Here is a 19,501-nt window from a genome sequence, read left to right on the forward strand (position 1 = left end):
GCCGGGGTGAGTGGCATCCTATAGCGTCCCCCTCAGTTCCTGTTCCCGCTCGATCGCTTCAAACAGCGCCTTGAAGTTGCCCTTACCGAAACTGGTAGCGCCCTTCCGCTGAATGATCTCGAAGAATACGGTAGGACGGCTGCCAATGGGCCGGGTAAAGATCTGAAGCAGGTAGCCTTCATCGTCGCGATCGACCAGGATGCCCAGTTCGCGCAGCGGTTCAATGGCTTCGTCGATCTTGCCAACGCGGTCGAGCAGGTCGTCGTAGTAAGTATTCGGTACCCGGAGGAATTCGATGCCGCGGGCGCGCAGGGCGGTTACGGTCTTGACTACATCATCCGTAGCAACGGCAATGTGCTGGATCCCGGGGCCGCCGTGAAATTCGAGGTATTCCTCGATCTGTGATTTCTTGAGGCCGGGAGCGGGTTCGTTGATCGGGAATTTGATGCGGCCGTTGCCGTTCGACATCACCTTGCTCATCAGGGCGGTGTACTTCGTACTGATGTCCTTGTCGTCAAAGCTGACCAGCTGCTTGAACCCGAGTACGTCGGCGTACCACTGTACCCACTTGTTCATCTCCCCCTCGGCCACGTTCGCTACCATGTGGTCGATGTACTTCAGTCCGACCGGCTCGGTGCGGTACTCGGGTTCCCAGGCGACGAAGCCGGGCAGGAAAACGCCGTCGTAGTTGCTCCGCTCCACAAAAACGTGGATGACGTCGCCGTAGCTTTTGACGGCAGACTGTATCGTACTACCGTGCTCGTCGGAATCTTCCCGCGGTTCAAAGTGTACGTTTGCACCCCGCGCCACTGCCGTACGAAAAGCTTCCGTCGCGTCGTCCACCCAGAGGGCTACCGTCCGGACCGTATCGCCGTGGGTGTCGATTAACTTACCGATGTCGGTGCCGGGCACCAGAGGTGTGGTGAGTACGAGGCGGATCTTGTCCTGCACGAGCACGTACGATTCACGATCTCTCACTCCAGTAGAAAGTCCGGCGTAAGCCAGCGGCTGAAAGCCCATCGCCGTCTGATAAAACAGCGCCGACTGACGGGCATTCCCGACCAGCATCTCCATATAATCGGTACCGTTAATGGGAAAAGCATCCGTATTCGGTGCTGCGGTGGGGCTGGGGGCAGATTGGGTCATGATCATACTTTTATTGTTATGACAACTGTTAGTAGTGCAAAGTTGCGGAATTTCAGCGAGATATGAAAGCCCAACGGCCGCATTCAAAAGATGAAGCCCCCTCAACCCCTCAATCCCTCAATCCCTCAATCCCTCAATCCCTCAATCCCTCAATCCCTCAACCCCTCAATCCCTCAACCCCTCACCCCCCTCCACCTTTTCCCCCCTCAACCCGTTTACCCTACATGCTCCTAAAGACCCGCGGCATCATCTTCCGCTCGACGAAGTACGGCGACTCCTCCCTCATTCTCGAAGTATACACTGAAGAGCGGGGCATCCGGAAGTACATCGTGAGCGGCGTCCGTAAGGCGCGCAGTACCACCCCGGCGAGTAAGCTGCAGTTGATGAACCTGGTGGACCTGATCGCTTACGAACGGCCCGGCAAGGAACTCACGAGACTGAAGGAAGTACAGCCCGCCCTCATCTACACCCGCATCCCCTTCGAGGTGGAACGCGGTACCATCGGACTGTTCATGCTCGAGGTAGCCCGCAACAGCATCCGCGAATCGGAGGAAAACCCCGCCCTCTTCACCTTTTTGTTCGAAGCCTTCGCCTTCCTGGACACCACCACCGGGCCGACCAACAACATCCACCTCCACTTCCTCCTGGAACTTACCGCCCACCTCGGCTTCCTGCCCTCCGGTGACCATAGTGCGGCGACTCCCCTCTTCGACCTCCGTGAAGGACAGTTTATCGGCACCTTTCCCGGCCATACCGAATACCTGGCCGACGCCCGCGCTGCGCTGATGTACCGGATCCTCCACGCCGACCGGGAACAACTGGCGGCCATCAAGACCACGCGGGAGGAAAGGTCCGGCCTCTTAACCGATCTGCTCCGCTACTACCGCTACCACATCGAAGGAATGAAGGAGATCAACTCGCTGGGCATCCTGCGCACGGTGATGAGCTGAGGGGCGGGGTATATTCGCGCCATGTCTACCAGGACCCGCAATTATTCCGGTATCATTCTGCTGTTGATCGCCGCGATCATCGCTTACGTAATGTACGATCGTACGGGGCGTGAGGAGCTATGGGGATACCTGCCCCTCGCACTCTACCTAAGCGCCTGGCTCGGTATTACGTTGTTGCTCACGTCCAAAGGCTCACCGGAAAAACGGCGGAGGTTTTACCTCTCTTCGGCTACCGGGGTGCTACTCGGACTGGGATTTCCCGGCTACCTACCCCTACCCTTTCTGCTGCTGGTGGCCTGGGTGCCCTTGCTGTTACTTCAGCGTGAGGGACTGCCGGCAAAGTCGGTGTTCTGGCACGGCCTCAATGCCTTTTTGCTCTACAACATACTGGCCACCTTCTGGGTCACCAACACCGCCTTCGCCGCCGGTCTCTTCGCCGTAGTGGTGAACAGCCTGCTGATGTGTATTCCCTGGATGCTCTTTCACTGGACCAGCCGGGTATCACCGCGGGTCGCCTACCTTTCCCTCATTGCGTTCTGGGTAAGTTTCGAGCACCTGCACTACAAGTGGTCACTCAACTGGCCCTGGCTTACCCTCGGCAACGGCTTCGCCGAGTATCCATCCCTGATCCAGTGGTACGAGGTGACGGGAGTGCTCGGCGGCAGCGCCTGGATTCTCGCCGTCAACTGGCTGGTGCTGCGCTTCTACCTTCCCCGCCGTCCGTCGTTCTCCTGGGGACTCGCAGCAGTGGTGGTGCTGCCAATGGCTGGATCGCTCGTTCGCTACCTCACCTATACACCGCCGCCCGGCGAAACGATCTCGGTCAGTGCCATTCAGCCAAACTTCGAACCCCACTACGAAAAATTCGCGGGCAGTCAGGCAGAACAACTTGCCACCTTCACCGCACTTAGCCGGGAAGCCCTCGCAAGTGTTTCCGGACCGGTAGATTACCTCCTCCTCCCCGAGACAAGCTTTTCGAACGTGGAGGAGTCCGTGGCGAACACTGCTCCTGCGCTTCGCGCCCTAATGGAAGCACTGCCCGAAGACAAAGTCCGTTATTTCGTCACGGGCATCAGCAGTTACTACCGCTTTAAGCCCGGCGAGGCGGTGACCGATGCCGTGCGCTATTACCCCGGCTCCGACGGCGGTCAGGTTGCCCTGGAAGCCCTGAACGGAGCCGTACAGATCGACCCGGAAACGCGGGAATTTCAGACTTACCGCAAGGGTGTATTCGTACCGGGAGCCGAGAGCTTTCCCTTCCGCAAAACCCTCTTCTTCCTGGAGCCGCTCGTCAATAGCCTGGGTGGCACGGTCGCCGGATTGGGCAGCCAGTCTGAACGGACGGTTCTGGAGGGGGAGCGGGCCCGGGTCGCGCCGGTCATCTGCTACGAGAGCGTATTCGGGGAATACTTTACCGACTACATCCACGCCGGGGCCCAGGCCGTATTCGTGATGACCAACGACGGCTGGTGGGACAATACCGCCGGCCACCGCCAGCACCTCTACTTTTCCAGCCTCCGGGCCGTTGAAACCCGGCGGGCCGTAGTCCGCTCGGCAAATATGGGGGCCTGCGCCTTCATCGACCAGCGGGGACACATCGTGAGCCGTACGTTCTACGACGAGCGGGGCTTCCTCAACGGTACCCTGCAACTTAACGACGCGGTGACTCCCTACGTCCGTTTTGGCGATATTCCCTCCCGCATTGCCCTGTTGCTCACCGCGATGGCCCTCCTTTCCAATATCGCCCGTACGCTAAGGAACCGCGGGACGGCGTTGGAAGAAGGTTAAGCCCCCCTATGCGTTTTTCCCCCATCATACTGCTCTCTTTGCTGCCCTTCGTTTGGGCGGGGGCGCAGGAGCGGGGCAATTGGGTACTGCAAATCGAAGCTACTGACTTCGACTGGGACGAACACGTGCCGAAGTACTTCGCCGACTCCCTCACGGTGGTGAAGTACCTGGCAGCATGGCGGGAGCGCAGTCGCGAACGGGCGTACTGGGAAGCATCCGTGGATAGTCTTTACGCTACGGATTCCCTTGCACTCACCGGGGTGCTTCACCGCGGCCCCGCCTATAGCTGGTCTAAGTTGGAGCTCGCCGCCACCCCGACGATCGAACGGTGGGCGCGACGGGCCGGCTACCGGGAACGTCGCTTCGGTAACGGTCGGCGACTTTCGCCCGGTGCCTGGACCACCGTCCGGGACAGCCTTATTTCGCGGGCGGCTACCGACGGTTACCCCTTTGCCTCCGCGGCCCTGACCGACATCGAGTGGGCGGCTCCCGGACAACTCACCGCGAAAGTGGATGTGCGCACGGGTCCGCTGGTCCGCATCGGATCATTGCGGATTCCCGAAAACGTGAGGGTGCGTAATATTTTTCTGGAACGCTACCTCGGTTTGCTGCCGGGGGAACCATACTCCCAACGGCGGGTGAGGAGGTTGCGCGAACGGCTGGCCCAACTGCCCTACCTCTCCCTGCAGGGTGCACCGATCGTAAGTTTTCGCGATAGCCTAGCCTACATCGATTTACCCCTGGAACGACAACCGGCCAGCCGCTTCGACTTCGTGATCGGCGTCCTTCCCAATAGCAACCAAACGGGGAAACTGCTCATTACCGGCGAACTGAACGGGGAACTCTACAATGGATTCGGGCAGGGGGAGCGGATCGCCGCCCGCTTCGAACAGCTCAAGCCCCAGACGCAGGAGCTGCAGCTCGGGCTCGATTATCCCTTTCTCTTCGGCCTGCCCTTTGGCTTCGAGGGGGAGTTGGAACTGTACCGCCGCGACACTTCCTTTCTGAACCTCAACTGGCACCTGGCTGCCACTTACCTCCGCGAAGGCAACGATCGCCTGTCGGCCTTCTGGGAAAAGCGCAGCACCATCGTGCCCGGGCTGGACAGCACCCGCCTGGTCAACGGACAACTGCCGGATACACTGGGCGTAAGCAGGTCTTTTTTCGGCCTCCAGCTCCGGCGCAACCGAACCGACCGCCGCTTCAGTCCACGCAACGGCTACACCGTCGATATCAGCGGCGCGGCCGGATTTCGACGGCTGAAAAACCTAGACTTTGCCGGGGAAGTCGCCGACAGCCTCAGCCGCAGGAGCGCCCAGTTTCAGTTGGCGGCAGCGGTAGATTTGTACTTCGACCCGCTGGTTGGCACGGTACTGTATCTGGGGCTGCGGGCCCAAGCTCTGCTGACTGAGCGCGACGTACTGGCCAATGAGCAATACCGGATCGGTGGCGCGCGTATCCTGAGGGGCTTCGACGAGCAGCAAATTTTCGCGACGGACTATCAGGTTCTGACTGCGGAGTTCCGGCTGCTGCTGGGTGAGCGGGCTTTCCTCTACGCCTTCGCCGATGCCGCTCGCGTAAACAGTCGCAGTTCCGCCCGACCGAACCTCGCCATCGATTATCCGCGCGGCTTCGGGGCCGGCGTAAATTTCGAAACCCGGGCGGGCATCTTCGGACTCAGCCTGGCCCTGGGAGCTCGCCGCGGGCTACCGGTGGACCTGGGGGCGCCGAAGGTGCACTTGGGCTACGTCAGCGTGTTTTAAAACTTCACCACCAGCGGCAACCGGGCCTGAGGCTTTTGCGCACGGGTCAGATCGCGCAGCAACTGGAAGTGTTCGTAGGATTCGGCGCCGAGCTGGCTTTTCAGCACTTTGCTCACCACCTCATTGTCGTCGGACTCTCCCAGGAGTTCCTCGAGAAAAATCTCCCAGGCCGGTTTCAGTTTGGGGTAGTTGGCTACCTGGTAGTCGTCTTCACCTTCCAGACCGGCAAGCTGGGCAGCGGATGCGATGGCTGCGTCAAGTCCGCCGAAGCGGTCGATCAGGCCGATTTCCATTGCGCGGGTACCGGAGTAGACTCGGCCGCCGGCGATCTCGCGTACCCGTTCGACGGGGAGATTGCGCCCGTCGGCTACCCGGGTAAGGAAGGTGTTGTAGATGGATTGGGTGCGCTGATTTAGCAGTTGTTTTTCGTCTTCTCCCATGTCCCGAAAGGGGCTGAAGGCAGTAGCATTATCGGCCGTATTGACGGTATCGAAGTTGATGCCGATCTTATCTTCCATCAGTTCCTTGATGATCGGAAAGGTGAGGAATACGCCGATGGAACCCGTAATGGTGGTGGGCTCGGCAAAGATGCTATCGGCGGCGGCGGCAATGTAGTAGCCACCACTGGCGGCGTAGTCTCCCATGCTCACCACTACGGGCTTCCCGGTTTGCTTCAATTGCTCGATGGCGTACCAGATGTTTTCGGAGCTGCTGGCGCTGCCGCCGCCACTGTTGACGCGCAGTACGACTGCCTTGACGTCATCGTCCTCGGCCAGTTTCTCGATTTCGTTGACGTACTTCTTGTCGCCGATGCTTCCCAGTCCGCCGGGGCCGTCGACGATGCTTCCTTCGGCGATCAGTACGGCGATTTCGTCGTCCCCCCCCTTCAGCTTTTCGAGGCGGGCGGCAAAGTAGCGGGCCAGGTCGATCGTTTTGAGCTTTTCATCCTCCTTGAAGCCCACCTTCTCGTGGAGCAGGCGGTCGATCTCGGTGCGGTGCCGGATGCCGTCGATCAGTCCGGCGTCGACGGCTTCCTGATCGCGCCATCCGGTCATATTACTTGCAGCTTCCCGCAAGCTCTGCGGATCGACGTTGCGGGAAAGGCTGATGTCACTGAGCATTTCTCCGAAGAGATCTTCCAGGAATTCCTTGGTCTGTTCGCGGTTTTCGGGGCTGATGTTCGTCCGGCGCAGCGGCTCGGTGGCGCTCTTGTAGTCGCCGGCGTAGAATATCTCAAATTTGATGCCGGCCTGGTCGAGGGCGTTCTTGAGGAAGGGGATGTCGGCACCCAGTCCCCGAAAGTCGATCACGCCGAGTGGACCGACGTAAATTTCATCCGCTACGCTACTGAGGTAGTAGGCGCTCTGGGAGTAGTAGGGGGAGTATGCGACCACGAATTTTCCCTGGGCCCGGAAGTTATCGATGGCCTGACGTAGCGACCGTAGGGTGGTGAACGGCACTCCGCTAACCTGGTCGTTCAGAAAGATGCCCTTGATGTTATCGTCTTCGGAAGCCCGCTCGATGGCCCGCACCGCATCGTGGAGACCAAGCTCCTCCTCTCCGCTAAACATGGCGGCGAGGTCCTGGTTGTCGCGGTTTCCGGTCAGCTCCGATAGTCCCTCGATGTTAAGGGTAAGGATGGAATTGGCGCTTACCGAGGGCTTTTCCTGTCCGGTAGCGGCCAGCCCACCAATGATGGAGAAGCCCACCAGGACCAGAATAACCAGCGCCAGAATCGTGCCGAGACAGGAACCAAACAGAATTTTTACAAAATTGGGCATACCGGGGATGTTGAATTTATCATTCGGGTTCGCTAAGAACGGAAGTCTGTGAATAAGGTAAGTGGCTTTTCGATGAACGGAACGATATTATAGACTTGCTGTGCCCGGTCGAAAGCCGCGAATTACCTTTGCGCCATGATTTCGGACGCCCGCAGCATTCGCATCCAAGACTACGATTACCCCCTGCCCGACGAACGCATCGCCCGGTACCCCCTACCGGAAAGAGATCGCTCGCAACTGCTCCATTTTCGGGAAGGAAACATCGAACGCAGATCATTTCGGGACATCCCGACCCTGCTTCCGGCCGGCACCCTGCTCGTCGGAAACCAGACCCGGGTGATCCACGCCCGACTGAACTTCACCCTGCCCGACGGGCGGCCGCTGGAAATTTTCTGCCTGGAGCCTTTACAGCCCACGGACTACGCGCTGTCGTTGAGCAGTACGGCACCGGTCACCTGGAAGTGCCTGGTGGGAGGAAACCGCCGGTGGAAAACGGGAGAGATCTCGTTGGAGATCAGTACCGCCGGCCACCCTCTGACCCTTCATGCGGAGCGGGGAGCGCGGACGGAGAATGCGTTTGAGATTACCTTCCGGTGGGATGCCGCGCGCCCATTCAGCTTCGGAGAGGTGCTGGACGCCGTGGGAACCATTCCCCTCCCCCCCTACCTCAACCGTGCGGCCGAAGCCGAAGACAGCCAGCGCTACCAGACCGTCTTTGCGCGGCAGGAGGGGTCGGTGGCGGCGCCCACCGCCGGGCTGCACTTCACCCCCGAAATACTCGAACGCCTCCGTACGGGGGGAGTGGAGTGGGAAGCCCTCACCCTGCACGTCGGAGCCGGCACCTTCAAGCCGGTGACGAGCGAAACCCTCAGCGACCACGCGATGCACCGGGAGTACTTTACGGTTTCCCTGTCGCTGCTGCGAAACTTACACCGGCAGCTCGGGGAGGGCTTGCCCATCGTGAGTGTAGGTACCACCAGCATGCGCTGCCTGGAAAGTCTGTTTTACTTCGGTGCTTTACTGCTCTCGGGAGACATTCCGGGTGAGGGGCTGGACCAGTGGGTTGCCACCGACGAACGCTTTTCCAAAACCGACCCCGCACCCGCGATCTCCGCCCTGATCGACTGGTTGGAAGCGCGGGGAGACACCTCTTTTTCCCGCTATACGCAGTTGTTGCTCACGCCGGCGGCGAAGCCCCGGGTGGTGGACGGCCTCATCACTAATTTTCACCAGCCGCGGTCTACCCTACTGCTGTTGGTGGCGGCGATGGTGGGAGAGGATTGGCACCGAATCTATACGTACGCACTCGAAAACGATTTTCGGTTCCTGAGTTACGGCGACAGCAGTTTACTGTGGCGGCGGGGCGCTGGTGCGAAGTAAAACCACGAGGCGCTGGGCGGTATCGGCTTGCATCCGAAGCACCAGACTGTCGAGGGTAAGTTTTTCCACGGCCACTACCCTTTCCGGATTGGTCGGCTGGGTGGTGTCTTTGGCAAACAGGTAGCCGCTGTCGTAGCGCCAGGTGCCGGCCTCTGAATAGCGCAGGGTAGAGGTAAAGTGGTAGCGGTTGTCGGGCCGAAAATCGAAGGTGATCTCGCGGGGATTGAGCTTGAGGCTATCCCCATTTTCGGTGACCAGGCTGCCGCGCCACTCGCCCAGCAGCAGCTGATCCTCCCGTTCGCAGTGAAGGAGAAATAGTAGGGAAAAAAGGAAGAGCAGGTATTTCGGCAATGCGGCAGTGGCTTTAGTGCGTCACTCCGATGTTGAACATCGACTCGATGATGAGAAAGACGGCTGCTCCGGCGGCGAAGCCGACGAAGGCCAGCCAGGAGATCTTTTTGAAGTACCAGATGAAATCGATTCGTTCCATTCCCATGGCGGCTACCCCGGCAGCGGAACCGATGACCAGCATGCTACCGCCGGTACCGGCGCTGTAGGCGATGAAGTGCCACAGGCGGGCGTCCATCGGGTGGGTCACCAGGTCGTACATACCCATCGAGGCGGCGACCAGGGGAACGTTGTCGATGATTGCCGAGAGGAACCCGAGGACCAGGATGACAATGTCTTCGTTGGGGATCACCGACTGCAGGCTTTCCGCAACGGCACGGAGGGCACCGACGCCGTTGATCACAACCGTTTCCAGTGCCGCGACGGCGAGCAGGATACCGAGGAAGAACAGGATAGAAGACATCTCAATACGGCTGAGTGCCTTGTGGGCCGAGTACTGCGCCTTGCGTTCTTCCGTAAAGTCTTCTTCGGGATGGATGTATTCGGATACCAGCCAGACGACGCCCAGGCTGAGCATCATGCCGAGGTAGGGGGGCAGGTGGGTAAGGGTCTTGAAGATGGGCACGAAGACGATCATACCGAGGCCCAGGAACAGCATCGTTTTGCTGGAAAGCAGGCGACCGCGGTCTTCCTCTTCCTCATCGGTGAGTACCGGCATGTTGATTTCTCCCTGAAAGGGTTTCATGAAGCTTGCGATCGCGAACGGAATGATGAAGCAGACCAGGGAGGGCACGATGAGGTACTCCATCAGGCCGGCCGTGCTTACGCGTTTCCCGATCCAGAGCATGGTGGTGGTAACGTCTCCGATCGGCGACCAGGCCCCGCCGGCGTTAGCGGCAATGATGATGAGTGCGACGTACCAAATGCGCTGGTCGCGGTCGGGGACCAACTTACGCAGCAGGGTGACCAGCACGATGGTGGCGGTCAGGTTGTCGATGATGGCCGAGAGGATAAAACCGAGTACGCCGACGATCCAGAGCAGCCGCTTCTTGGAGCGGGTGTTGACCCAGCCCTTCAGCACGTCGAAGCCCCGGTGGAGGTCGACGATCTCTACGATGGTCATGGCGCCGATGAGGAAGATCAGGATCTCCGCGGTCTTGCCCAGGTGGTGGAGCAGGGCACCGACGAATCCTTCTTCCGCGACTTCGTGGGCTCCGGCGTGTCCTACCTCCATGGCTTCGCCACTGATGGAGTTGAACATGTTGAAGACTTCGCCTTCGGTATTGACGATCTCGAGACTGCCGTTGCTGAAACCTATGCTCAGCAGGGCCCAACAGATTGCCCCCATGAGCAGGGCGGGAACGGTTTTATCAAGGCGGAGGGGGTGCTCGAAAACGATTACGATGTAACCGATGACAAAACAGGCGACGACGGCTGCGATCATGTTATGAGGTAGTTATCTTGGGGCGGTGGCTCCCACCCTACGGTGGCAATTATACGAATAGTACGCAACTACCGCGGACTTAAAACAGTTTCTTGATCATGAAATCCCAACCAGGTCCTGACTTCTCGCGCGTGTTATTGATCGGTGGATTGGTCGTTCTGAGCCTGTTGCTGCTGCTACGGGTGTATCCGCCCATGGCCTTTATGGCCTTTTTTATTGGCAGCACGGTCGGGTTTTTCCTGCTTGGCAGTAAGATTACCTCCTGGGCCGGACTTCAGCGATACTTCACCTCCCAGCCCCCTTACGCCAAGGATGAGTTTTCCCGCCGTGTCGCAGATCGCCTGGCCGACTGCCGCAAGCGCGAGGAGCGCTTTCGCGACGAGGGGGAGCGCATCCTGCATAGTATAGCTACCCTGCGCGACGATCTGGCCCGCAACCCCGCGGCCGATCCGGCCGAAATCACCCGCGCCGAGCAGGTGATCAAAGAAATGGAAGCGGAGTTCAGTCTGCGCCACGCCAAGGCCAGTTTCTTTGCCGACTGTTCCCAACGCCTGCGGGAGCTGCTCGACCGTCACCGGCTCGTCGAGAGCATCGCCGCCCGCCGCCGCGAACTACGGGAACTGCGCCAGAACAACTTCGACGATGAAGCCGCCGTGGAGGAGACCCGCTTCAGCATCGAGCAGGACAGCATCGAGCTGGAAACAATCGTAGAGCTCAGCAACAGTGCCATTACCACCGACAAAACTTCCCAGACCGAGGATTTGCGCGATCGGTTGGAACGGCTGCGCGGGACGCTCGGCAAGAACGGAAGCCAGGAAACGGAGGCTTCTTGAATGATTTTTCACAAATCACTTGCGTTTTTCCCTTACCCACTTATCTTTGCACTCGCAAAAGCCGGAATGCCGGTGTGTAATTACAATTTACCATTTCAGGATTTACAATTTTCAATTTGTCCGTCGCTTCGGAGCCTCCTCCAACGACCGCCAATCGACTATTGTAAATTATACTTTTACATGGTAAATCATTAAGGCCCGTTCGTCTATCGGTTAGGACGCCAGGTTTTCATCCTGGTAAGAGGGGTTCGATTCCCCTACGGGCTACACTAAATTTGAAATTGACAATTTGACAATTTGACATTTTAAATTTACCTCTACCGGCCCGTTCGTCTATCGGTTAGGACGCCAGGTTTTCATCCTGGTAAGAGGGGTTCGATTCCCCTACGGGCTACTTCAATTTACCATTTACCATTTCGGGATTTACCATTTACAATTTGTCCGTTGCTCCGGAGCTCCCTCCGACGGCCGCCAATTGAAAATGGTACATCGTACTTCGGAAATGGTACATCCCCCCCATTTCGGCTTCGCGGTACCAGGCGGCCACTCCGGCACTCTCCCCTGCCGGCCAATCGAAAATGGTACGTGGTAAATCGGATATGGTAAATTTCCGCCCCCCCAAAGACTAATTGTGTTTTTTACACTAAGCTAGTTACCTTTGAACATTCAAGGGTGCAATCCTTTATGTTAGCTCTTTTCGTGAAGTACCTTGCACCCGCGAACCCGCCCCCATACGAATGAGGCGGAGCGAATGGACCAAACTTCAAAATCAACTCCCATTATGGCAAGAATTGCAATTAATGGCTTCGGCCGTATCGGACGCATCACCCTGCGCAACCTCCTGGAAAAGGGGCTCGACGTGGTCGCGATCAATGACCTGACCGACAACGCCACCCTGGCCCACCTCTTTAAGTACGACAGCGTACAGGGCAACTATTCCGGCGAGGTGACTTCCGACGACGACTACATCTACATCGATGGAAAGAAAATCGATGCGCTGAGCCAGCCCGATCCCAGCAAGCTTCCCTGGGGAGACTTAAACGTGGACGTAGTGCTGGAATGCACCGGCCGCTTCGTGGATAAGGAAAAAGCAGGACTTCACCTCCAAGCTGGTGCCAAAAAGGTGCTGATCTCGGCTCCCGCTAAGGGCGACGTCGCTACCGTAGTGCTCGGAGTGAACGAAAACGTGATCAACGCGGAAACTAAGATCTACAGCAACGCCAGCTGTACCACCAACTGCCTGGCTCCCATGGTGAAGGTACTGGACGACGCCTTCGGTGTCGAGAAAGGGTTCATCACCACGGTACACGCTTACACCGCGGACCAGAACCTGCAGGACGGCCCCCATAAGGACTTACGCCGTGCCCGCGCTGCCGCCCTGAACATCGTGCCCACGACCACCGGTGCCGCTAAGGCGGTCGGTCTGGTGCTTCCCCACCTCGACGGCAAGCTCGACGGCGGTGCCATGCGCGTACCCGTACCGACCGGCTCACTGACTGACCTGACGGCCATCGTGAAGCGGGACGTCACCCTCGAAGAAGTCGACAATGCCTTCAAGCAGGCGGCCGAAGGATCGATGAAGGGCATTCTGGCCTACGTCGACGCACCCTACGTGAGCAGCGACATCGTAGGCAGCAAGTACAGCAGCCTCTACGACAAAGATCAAACCATCGTTTCCGGCAGCCTCGTGAAGGTGGTTTCCTGGTACGACAACGAGGCCGGCTACAGCGCCCGCCTGGCCGATCTTTGCGAGCGTATCGCCAGCCTGTAATTTAAAGACCATCACTGGGGGCGCGCCAAAATGGTTGCGCCCCCTTTTGCTTTCTAACCCTTTCCCACTATGAAGTTTCAAGAGCTCGATGTAGAAAATAAAACCGTGCTGGTGCGCGTGGACTTTAACGTGCCCATCGACGAGGACGGTAACATCACCGATGACACCCGGATCGAAAAGGCTGCGCCGACCATCCGTTATCTGCTGGAGAAAGGGGCCGCCGTGGTGCTGATGTCTCACCTGGGCCGTCCGCAGAAGGACAAGCTAAACGACGGAACGGTCGATAAGGAACAATTTACCCTGCGGCCGGTCGTGACTACGCTGGAGGACTACATCGGTTGCCAGGTTCAGTTTGTAGCCGACACCATCGGGGAGGAGGCCCACAAAGCAGTGGAAGTACTCGAGCCCGGGCAAGTTGTTTTACTCGAGAACACCCGCTTTTACGCCGGAGAGGAGAAGGGAGACGAAGATCTGGCCAAGCAGCTTGCGGAATTGGGGGACGTCTACGTCAACGACGCCTTCGGTGCCGCACACCGGGAACACGCCTCAACGGCAACGGTAGCCAAATACTTTGACAACGATAAAAAGAGCTTTGGTTTGCTGATGGCCGCCGAGCTGGAAGGCGCGGACCGGCTGCTCAACAATCCCGCACACCCCGTGACCGCCATTGTAGGTGGAGCCAAAGTGAGCGACAAGATCCAACTGCTGGAAAAACTGATGGATTTTGCCGACAACGTGATCGTCGGTGGAGCCATGGCGTACACCTTCAGCCTGGCCAAGGGCGGAAAGGTGGGCAACTCCCTCGTGGAGCGGGATAAGACCGACCTAGCCCTCAAGCTACTGGAGAAAGCCGAGCGAACCGGCACCAAGATCTACCTGCCGGTGGATACCGTGGTCGGAAAGGAGTTCAGCAACGAAACCCCTTCACAGGTCGTTGCGGCCGGGGAGATCGGCGACGAGTGGCAGGGACTGGACATCGGCCCCAAATCGGTGGAGGAATTTTCCCGCATCATCGCCGGCAGCAAATCTATTCTCTGGAACGGCCCGATGGGCGTATTCGAGATGAAGAACTTCGCCAAGGGGACCGACGCCATAGCCAAAGCGGTGGCCGATGCAACGGAAAATAACGGTGCCTACAGCCTGATTGGCGGTGGTGATTCGGTCTCGGCCATCAATCAGGCCGGACTGGCCGATAAGGTGAGCTTCGTTTCTACGGGCGGCGGCGCTATGCTCGAACTGCTGGAAGGAAAGGAGCTGCCGGGCATTCGCGCCATTCGCGGGTAGCCAACCCTGCCCCGCACCGCAACGTTCTTGCGGTATTATGGAACTAGATATTCTCGTCGACACCCTTGACGACCAGCCCGGTGGCACCGTCGTTTCTCAGTCCCTAGGCGAGATCCTGGAAGGTAGTGCCCTATTCAGTACGCCTTACGAAACCGTCTTTAGCCTCGACGTCATGATTCGTCGGGTGGAGGAACTCACGGACAGCGCCGACTTTGGAGCACGGTTCATTGCGCGCGAGATTATGCGGCGCATCGACAACGCGCCGGAACTGCGGGGGCCGCTGAAGGATCCCGGCGTACTGGAGAAGCACGCAGACCTGATGGATCTGCTGATGTCTGCCATGGTCTCGCCGATCGATCGGCCAACCCAATTGTTCAAAGTTTCAATCCCTTTCCACCTGCGGCCACTGTTCGTCAGTCCGGCCCTCCAGCGAATCATGGGGCAGAAAGACGTATGCTACTCCTTCGCCTGCGACATGCAGGAAATACGGCGGTCCTACCTCGTCATGATCGGTTGCAAGATTTTGCAAGAATGCTACGGCGTTGACGTCGATTTCACCGCTCCCATGATGCTTACGGTACCCGATCCGACAACCGGGCTGAAGCGCTTTTATAAGCCGATGGTCACCGAAGACTACATCGAAGTGGTGGTGAACGGGGAATTGCCCGAGCTCAGCAAAGCGGATATTCGACGCCTGCTCCACAGCATTCACGATGCGGACCTGTGGATGCGAATGCTCCCGACCGAGGTGTTTTCCTTCCGGGGATTCCATCTATCTCAACTCCACGAAGTGACGGTGGAGGAGAGCCTGAGTCAACTGAAGCACCGACTGATCAACCGGGATGCCGTGCTCGACGTGGACCGGGTCAAGGAACTGGCCGAACTCGTGCGCCTACACTTCCAACTGCCCGATCTGCAATTGGGGCTGTCGGCGGTCGACTTTCCGCTCGAGCGGGCCATCGACCACGAACACCGGATACGCTACAACCTCCTGGCGAACTCGGTCGACCGACTGGTGAGCCCCCGCCACGCCGGTAGCATTTACGAGCGGGTATTCACCTCGGGGGAGATGATGGTGGTGGACGATCTGCAGGCGATCTCCTCCCCTACCGAACTAGAACTAAAATTGATCGAACTGGGCCACCGGAGCATGTTGCTTGCTCCGCTGCTCAGTAAGGACAAGCACGTGATCGGACTGTTGGAGCTGGCCAGTCCCGTACCCTTTGCGCTTAACTCCTTCATGGAGGACCGGTTTCAGGAAATACGGGGCCTGTTCCGGACCGCTCTGGAGCGTAGCCGTGAGTACATCGATAACCGCGTCGAGGCCATTATGCGGGATCAGTACACCAACCTGCACCCCACCGTCGAATGGCGGTTTACGGAAGCCGCCTTCAATATTCTGAAGCGGCAGGAGGAGGGGTTGCCGGAGGTACAGGAGGAGATCAGATTCAGAAAGGTGTTTCCGCTATACGGTCAGGCAGACATCGTAGGCAGCAGCACCCTGAGAAATACCGCTATTTACCAGGACCTGTTTGACAACCTGCGCGCCGCGCGGTTTTTCCTTGTACGTGCGCTCGATCTGGTGTCTTTCCCGATCGTCAATCAGGTGATCATGTCGCTGGACCGTCACCTATCGGTGGGAATGGACGAATTCGACAGCAGTCACGAAATTCGGTTCAGCGAGTTTATCCAGCAGCAGGTAACTCCCCTGATCAGATTACTGGGCCAGCAACTTCCGGAGCTTAAAGAGTTGATGGACGGATACAACGCCGACCTGAATGAGGAACTCGGCTTATTCTACCGGGTACGCCGCGACTATGAGCGTAGTGTGGGAACCCTTAACCAGAAGATCGGCGATTTTCTCGCCGAGCGGGACCAGGCTACCCAACGGGTGCTGCCCCACTACTTCGAGAAGTACAAAACCGATGGCGTCGAGTACGAAGTCTACGCCGGGCAAAGTCTGCTAAAGCGGCATAAGTTTTCCCCGATCCACCTGAGAAATCTGCGCCTATCCCAACTGGTGGACATGTGTGAGCTTACCCGCCAAGTAGCGAAGGTGAGTCAGGACCTTCCCATGCCACTGCGCACCGCCCAACTCATTTTTGCCTACACGACCCCCCTTGACATCAGATTCCGGATGGACGAAAAGCGGTTCGACGTGGATGGGGATTATAACGTGCGCTACGAAATCCTCAAGAAGCGTATCGACAAGGCGACGATCAACCAGGGCAGCGAGCGCCTCACGCAGGCCGGAATGATCAGCATCGTGTACATGCAGGACAAGGACGCGGAGGAGTACCAGGACTACATCCATTACCTCCACCAGTCCGGATACATCGACGGGGCCGTCGAGCAATTGGTGTTGGACCCCCTACAGTCGGTAAACGGTTTGCGGGCCATACGCTTCCGCGTGAAGTAGCCCTCCGCCGTGGGCCTCAATCCGCGCAACTTTGCGGCTTATAATACGGTTTAAATACCGATCGCCGCAGGACTTTTTTTGCGGCTAAAACGCACACGTTTGAGCGAAATCGTAATGACTATCAACGGGGTCGACCCCGTGGAGCTCCTTGGAGAAAACAACAAGAAGCTCAACCTTCTCCGGGCCGCCTATCCTGAGGCCACCGTTACCCAACGCGGTACGAACGTCAAGATCAAGGCCGAAAAACAGGACGCCCAGAAGATCAAGCACCACCTGGAACTGATGATGCGGCTGCTGCAGGATAATCGGGAACTGAGCAGCCAGACCGTCGAGGATCTGCTGGCCGGAGAGAACCCCTTTCAGACCAGATTGGGCAACGGAGCTAAAAATAAAACGATTGTTTTCGGCCGGAACGGCAAGCCCATCAAGGCGCGGACACCAAATCAGGCCGCAATGATTGAAGCGGCTGAATCCAACGACATCGTTTTTGCCGTAGGTCCTGCAGGTACGGGCAAAACCTATACCGCGGTGGCACTGGCCATTCGTGCTTTGAAGAATAAACTGGTCAAAAAAATCATTCTTACTCGGCCGGCCGTCGAGGCAGGCGAAAGTTTGGGGTTCCTTCCCGGTGATCTGCAGGATAAGATCGATCCCTACTTGCGTCCGCTTTACGACGCGCTCGACGATATGCTTCCCCGCGAACGGCTCGATAAGTTTCGTGAGGACGGCACCATCGAGATTGCCCCCCTGGCCTACATGCGTGGACGCACGCTGGATAATTGCTTTGTGATCATGGACGAGGCACAGAATACGACGACCTCCCAGATCAAGATGTTCCTGACCCGCCTCGGGCCGTCGGCCAAGTGCATCGTGACCGGTGACCTCAGCCAGGTTGATTTGCCCCGGAACCAGGTCTCCGGACTGCGACGGGCCATTAAGTTATTGGCGCCGATCAAAGGAATCTCCGTGATCCGGTTAACTGCCGAGGATGTGGTGCGCCACCGATTGGTCAAGTCCATCATCAAGGCATACGATGCGGCCGACGAAGCGGAAGGCAGGGGACGCTTCGGACCGCCCCAGGAAAGCACATTCGAGCGTTTTGGGCCTCCCGGACGCTCCAAAAGGAACGATTTTCCCGATTCTGAGCTACCGGATCACGAAAATTGACCCATTCCCCATATTACGGATATTCGGAAAGCCAGTGGTGTACACCACTGGCTTTCTGCGTTTTACGCAATTATTGTCTGATATATTGGCAATTTCCGGATGAGGAAAGCACGTAAAGTGCCGAGGATACCGAGCACAGGTGGGCCCATCTTTGGATCACAATCAACAACAAGCGTTGATTCTTCTCTCATGAACCTAACGTATTGAAATCTTAACCTAGTCTTTTCCGGACTACAAATTTCAACATCATGGTCGAAGACATAATCCTCTAACCGGGTACATCACCCACCACCTCTCGCCGGTTCGCCCGGCATCCTCAAATCACATCTTTAACACCATTATCATGGCATTCTTTTCCGAAATTCTCTCCCCAGAAACCCTCCAGGCAGCTCAGTCTTTTGTTGACTACCTCGGCACCATCGCTCCCCACATCGTAGTGGAGGACATCATCACCCGCAGCAGCGACCTCGCTTCCAACATCGTAGTGGAGGACATCATCACCCGCAGCAGCAACATCGTAGTCGAAGATATTATCACCCGCAGCGGCGACGTGGCTTCCAATATTGTAGTCGAAGACATCATCACCCGCGGCAGCAACATCGTAGTCGAAGATATTATCACCCGCAGCGGCGACCTGGCTTCCAACATCGTAGTGGAGGACATCATCACCCGCGGCACCAACATCGTAGTCGAAGATATTATCACCCGCAGCAGCGACGTGGCTTCCAACATCGTAGTGGAGGACATCATCACCCGCGGCAGCAACATCGTAGTCGAAGACATCATTACCCGCGGCAGTGACATCGTCGTAGAAGACATCATCACCCGCGTAGGCTAAATCGCCCCCCCTCACCTATCTCCCAAAAGAATTTTTCACTCTCATACCAATTTCCCCATGGCTCTCTTCAGCGAATTCTTCTCCCCCGAAACCGTACAGCTTGTTCAGTCGATCGTAGACTACGTAGGTTCGGTGACCCCCCATATTGTAGTCGAAGACATCATCACCCGCAGCAGCGACCTCGCTTCCAACATCGTAGTCGAAGACATCATTACCCGCGGCAGCAACATCGTAGTCGAGGATATTATCACCCGCAGCGGCGACCTGGCTTCCAACATTGTGGTCGAAGACATCATCACTCGCGGTAACAACATCGTAGTTGAAGATATTATCACCCGTAGCAGCGACCTGGCTTCCAACATTGTGGTCGAAGACATCATCACCCGCGGCAGCAACATCGTAGTGGAGGATATCATCACCCGCAGCACCGATATCGTGGTCGAGGACATCATCACCCGCGCATAATTCCTACCACTTCGCTCAGGCGTAGTGGCAAGCGTTGAACAACACCATTAATTTATCCTAACAATCCAATCATCATGGTAGAAGATATCATCCTCTAAGTAGCAGTTGCTCTGCTAACCGATTT

The 19,501-nt window shown here is 57.6% G+C and carries 15 protein-coding genes and 2 tRNA genes; 13 read left to right on the top strand and 4 right to left on the bottom strand.

The window, feature by feature from the left end; translation table 11 throughout:
- Positions 1-18: 18 nt before the first annotated feature.
- Positions 19-1,152 (bottom strand): 4-hydroxyphenylpyruvate dioxygenase, encoded by a 1,134-nt coding sequence (gene hppD, locus GGR28_RS13815; protein WP_406603759.1) that lies wholly within the window; start codon positions 1,150-1,152, stop codon positions 19-21.
- 218 nt (positions 1,153-1,370) lie between these two features.
- Between hppD and recO the strand changes: the two genes are divergently transcribed.
- Genes recO through GGR28_RS13830 form a run of 3 tightly spaced genes read left to right on the top strand, consistent with a single transcriptional unit; the run spans position 1,371 to position 5,647 of the window.
- Positions 1,371-2,096, top strand: a complete 726-nt coding sequence (recO, locus tag GGR28_RS13820; RefSeq protein WP_183496398.1) for a DNA repair protein RecO — start codon at positions 1,371-1,373, stop codon at positions 2,094-2,096.
- A gap of 21 nt (positions 2,097-2,117) precedes the next feature.
- The gene (gene lnt / locus GGR28_RS13825; protein WP_183496399.1) at positions 2,118-3,884 is read left to right on the top strand and encodes an apolipoprotein N-acyltransferase; all 1,767 of its coding nucleotides are present in this window, start codon (positions 2,118-2,120) and stop codon (positions 3,882-3,884) included.
- A gap of 8 nt (positions 3,885-3,892) precedes the next feature.
- Entirely contained in the window at positions 3,893-5,647 is a 1,755-nt protein-coding gene (locus GGR28_RS13830) for a BamA/TamA family outer membrane protein (RefSeq protein WP_183496400.1), read from the top strand.
- Here GGR28_RS13830 and sppA read toward each other — a convergent pair.
- Positions 5,644-7,428 (bottom strand): signal peptide peptidase SppA, encoded by a 1,785-nt coding sequence (sppA, locus tag GGR28_RS13835; protein ID WP_183496401.1) that lies wholly within the window; start codon positions 7,426-7,428, stop codon positions 5,644-5,646. The two genes, GGR28_RS13830 and sppA, sit on opposite strands and share 4 nt — an antisense overlap.
- Before the next feature lie 135 nt (positions 7,429-7,563).
- Here sppA and GGR28_RS13840 point away from each other — a divergent pair, with 135 nt between their 5' ends.
- Positions 7,564-8,808: an S-adenosylmethionine:tRNA ribosyltransferase-isomerase gene (locus tag GGR28_RS13840; RefSeq protein WP_183496402.1), complete on the top strand. Its 1,245-nt coding sequence runs from the start codon at positions 7,564-7,566 to the stop codon at positions 8,806-8,808.
- Here GGR28_RS13840 and GGR28_RS13845 read toward each other — a convergent pair.
- Complete coding sequence (locus GGR28_RS13845; RefSeq protein WP_183496403.1) at positions 8,776-9,159, bottom strand: hypothetical protein; 384 nt, start codon at positions 9,157-9,159, stop codon at positions 8,776-8,778. The two genes, GGR28_RS13840 and GGR28_RS13845, sit on opposite strands and share 33 nt — an antisense overlap.
- 13 nt (positions 9,160-9,172) lie before the next feature.
- Positions 9,173-10,600: a sodium:proton antiporter NhaD gene (nhaD, locus tag GGR28_RS13850; protein ID WP_183496404.1), complete on the bottom strand. Its 1,428-nt coding sequence runs from the start codon at positions 10,598-10,600 to the stop codon at positions 9,173-9,175.
- 98 nt (positions 10,601-10,698) lie between these two features.
- On the opposite strand from nhaD, the gene GGR28_RS13855 reads away from it, so the two are divergent.
- The 9 genes from GGR28_RS13855 to GGR28_RS13895 all read left to right on the top strand — a co-directional run bounded on the left by GGR28_RS13855 (position 10,699) and on the right by GGR28_RS13895 (position 19,377).
- Entirely contained in the window at positions 10,699-11,433 is a 735-nt protein-coding gene (locus tag GGR28_RS13855; protein ID WP_183496405.1) for a hypothetical protein, read from the top strand.
- Between the two features lie 195 nt (positions 11,434-11,628).
- Positions 11,629-11,700 (top strand) — tRNA-Glu (locus GGR28_RS13860).
- A gap of 55 nt (positions 11,701-11,755) precedes the next feature.
- Positions 11,756-11,827: transfer RNA gene (locus GGR28_RS13865), tRNA-Glu, on the top strand.
- 387 nt (positions 11,828-12,214) lie between these two features.
- On the top strand, positions 12,215-13,204 hold the full coding sequence (gap, locus tag GGR28_RS13870) for a type I glyceraldehyde-3-phosphate dehydrogenase (RefSeq protein ID WP_183496406.1): 990 nt from the start codon (positions 12,215-12,217) through the stop codon (positions 13,202-13,204).
- Between the two features lie 69 nt (positions 13,205-13,273).
- Positions 13,274-14,488 (top strand): phosphoglycerate kinase, encoded by a 1,215-nt coding sequence (locus tag GGR28_RS13875; RefSeq protein WP_183496407.1) that lies wholly within the window; start codon positions 13,274-13,276, stop codon positions 14,486-14,488.
- Between the two features lie 37 nt (positions 14,489-14,525).
- Positions 14,526-16,907 (top strand): GAF domain-containing protein, encoded by a 2,382-nt coding sequence (locus GGR28_RS13880; RefSeq protein WP_183496408.1) that lies wholly within the window; start codon positions 14,526-14,528, stop codon positions 16,905-16,907.
- A 99-nt stretch (positions 16,908-17,006) separates the two neighbouring features.
- Positions 17,007-18,074 (top strand): PhoH family protein, encoded by a 1,068-nt coding sequence (locus GGR28_RS13885; RefSeq protein ID WP_246416741.1) that lies wholly within the window; start codon positions 17,007-17,009, stop codon positions 18,072-18,074.
- 343 nt (positions 18,075-18,417) lie between these two features.
- Positions 18,418-18,912: a hypothetical protein gene (locus GGR28_RS13890; RefSeq protein ID WP_183496409.1), complete on the top strand. Its 495-nt coding sequence runs from the start codon at positions 18,418-18,420 to the stop codon at positions 18,910-18,912.
- Between the two features lie 57 nt (positions 18,913-18,969).
- Positions 18,970-19,377, top strand: coding sequence for a hypothetical protein (locus tag GGR28_RS13895; RefSeq protein WP_183496410.1), 408 nt, complete (start codon positions 18,970-18,972; stop codon positions 19,375-19,377).
- Positions 19,378-19,501: the final 124 nt, after the last annotated feature.

The organism is Neolewinella aquimaris (assembly GCF_014197245.1).
In the GTDB taxonomy this organism is placed as follows: Bacteria; Bacteroidota; Bacteroidia; order Chitinophagales; family Saprospiraceae; genus Neolewinella; species Neolewinella aquimaris.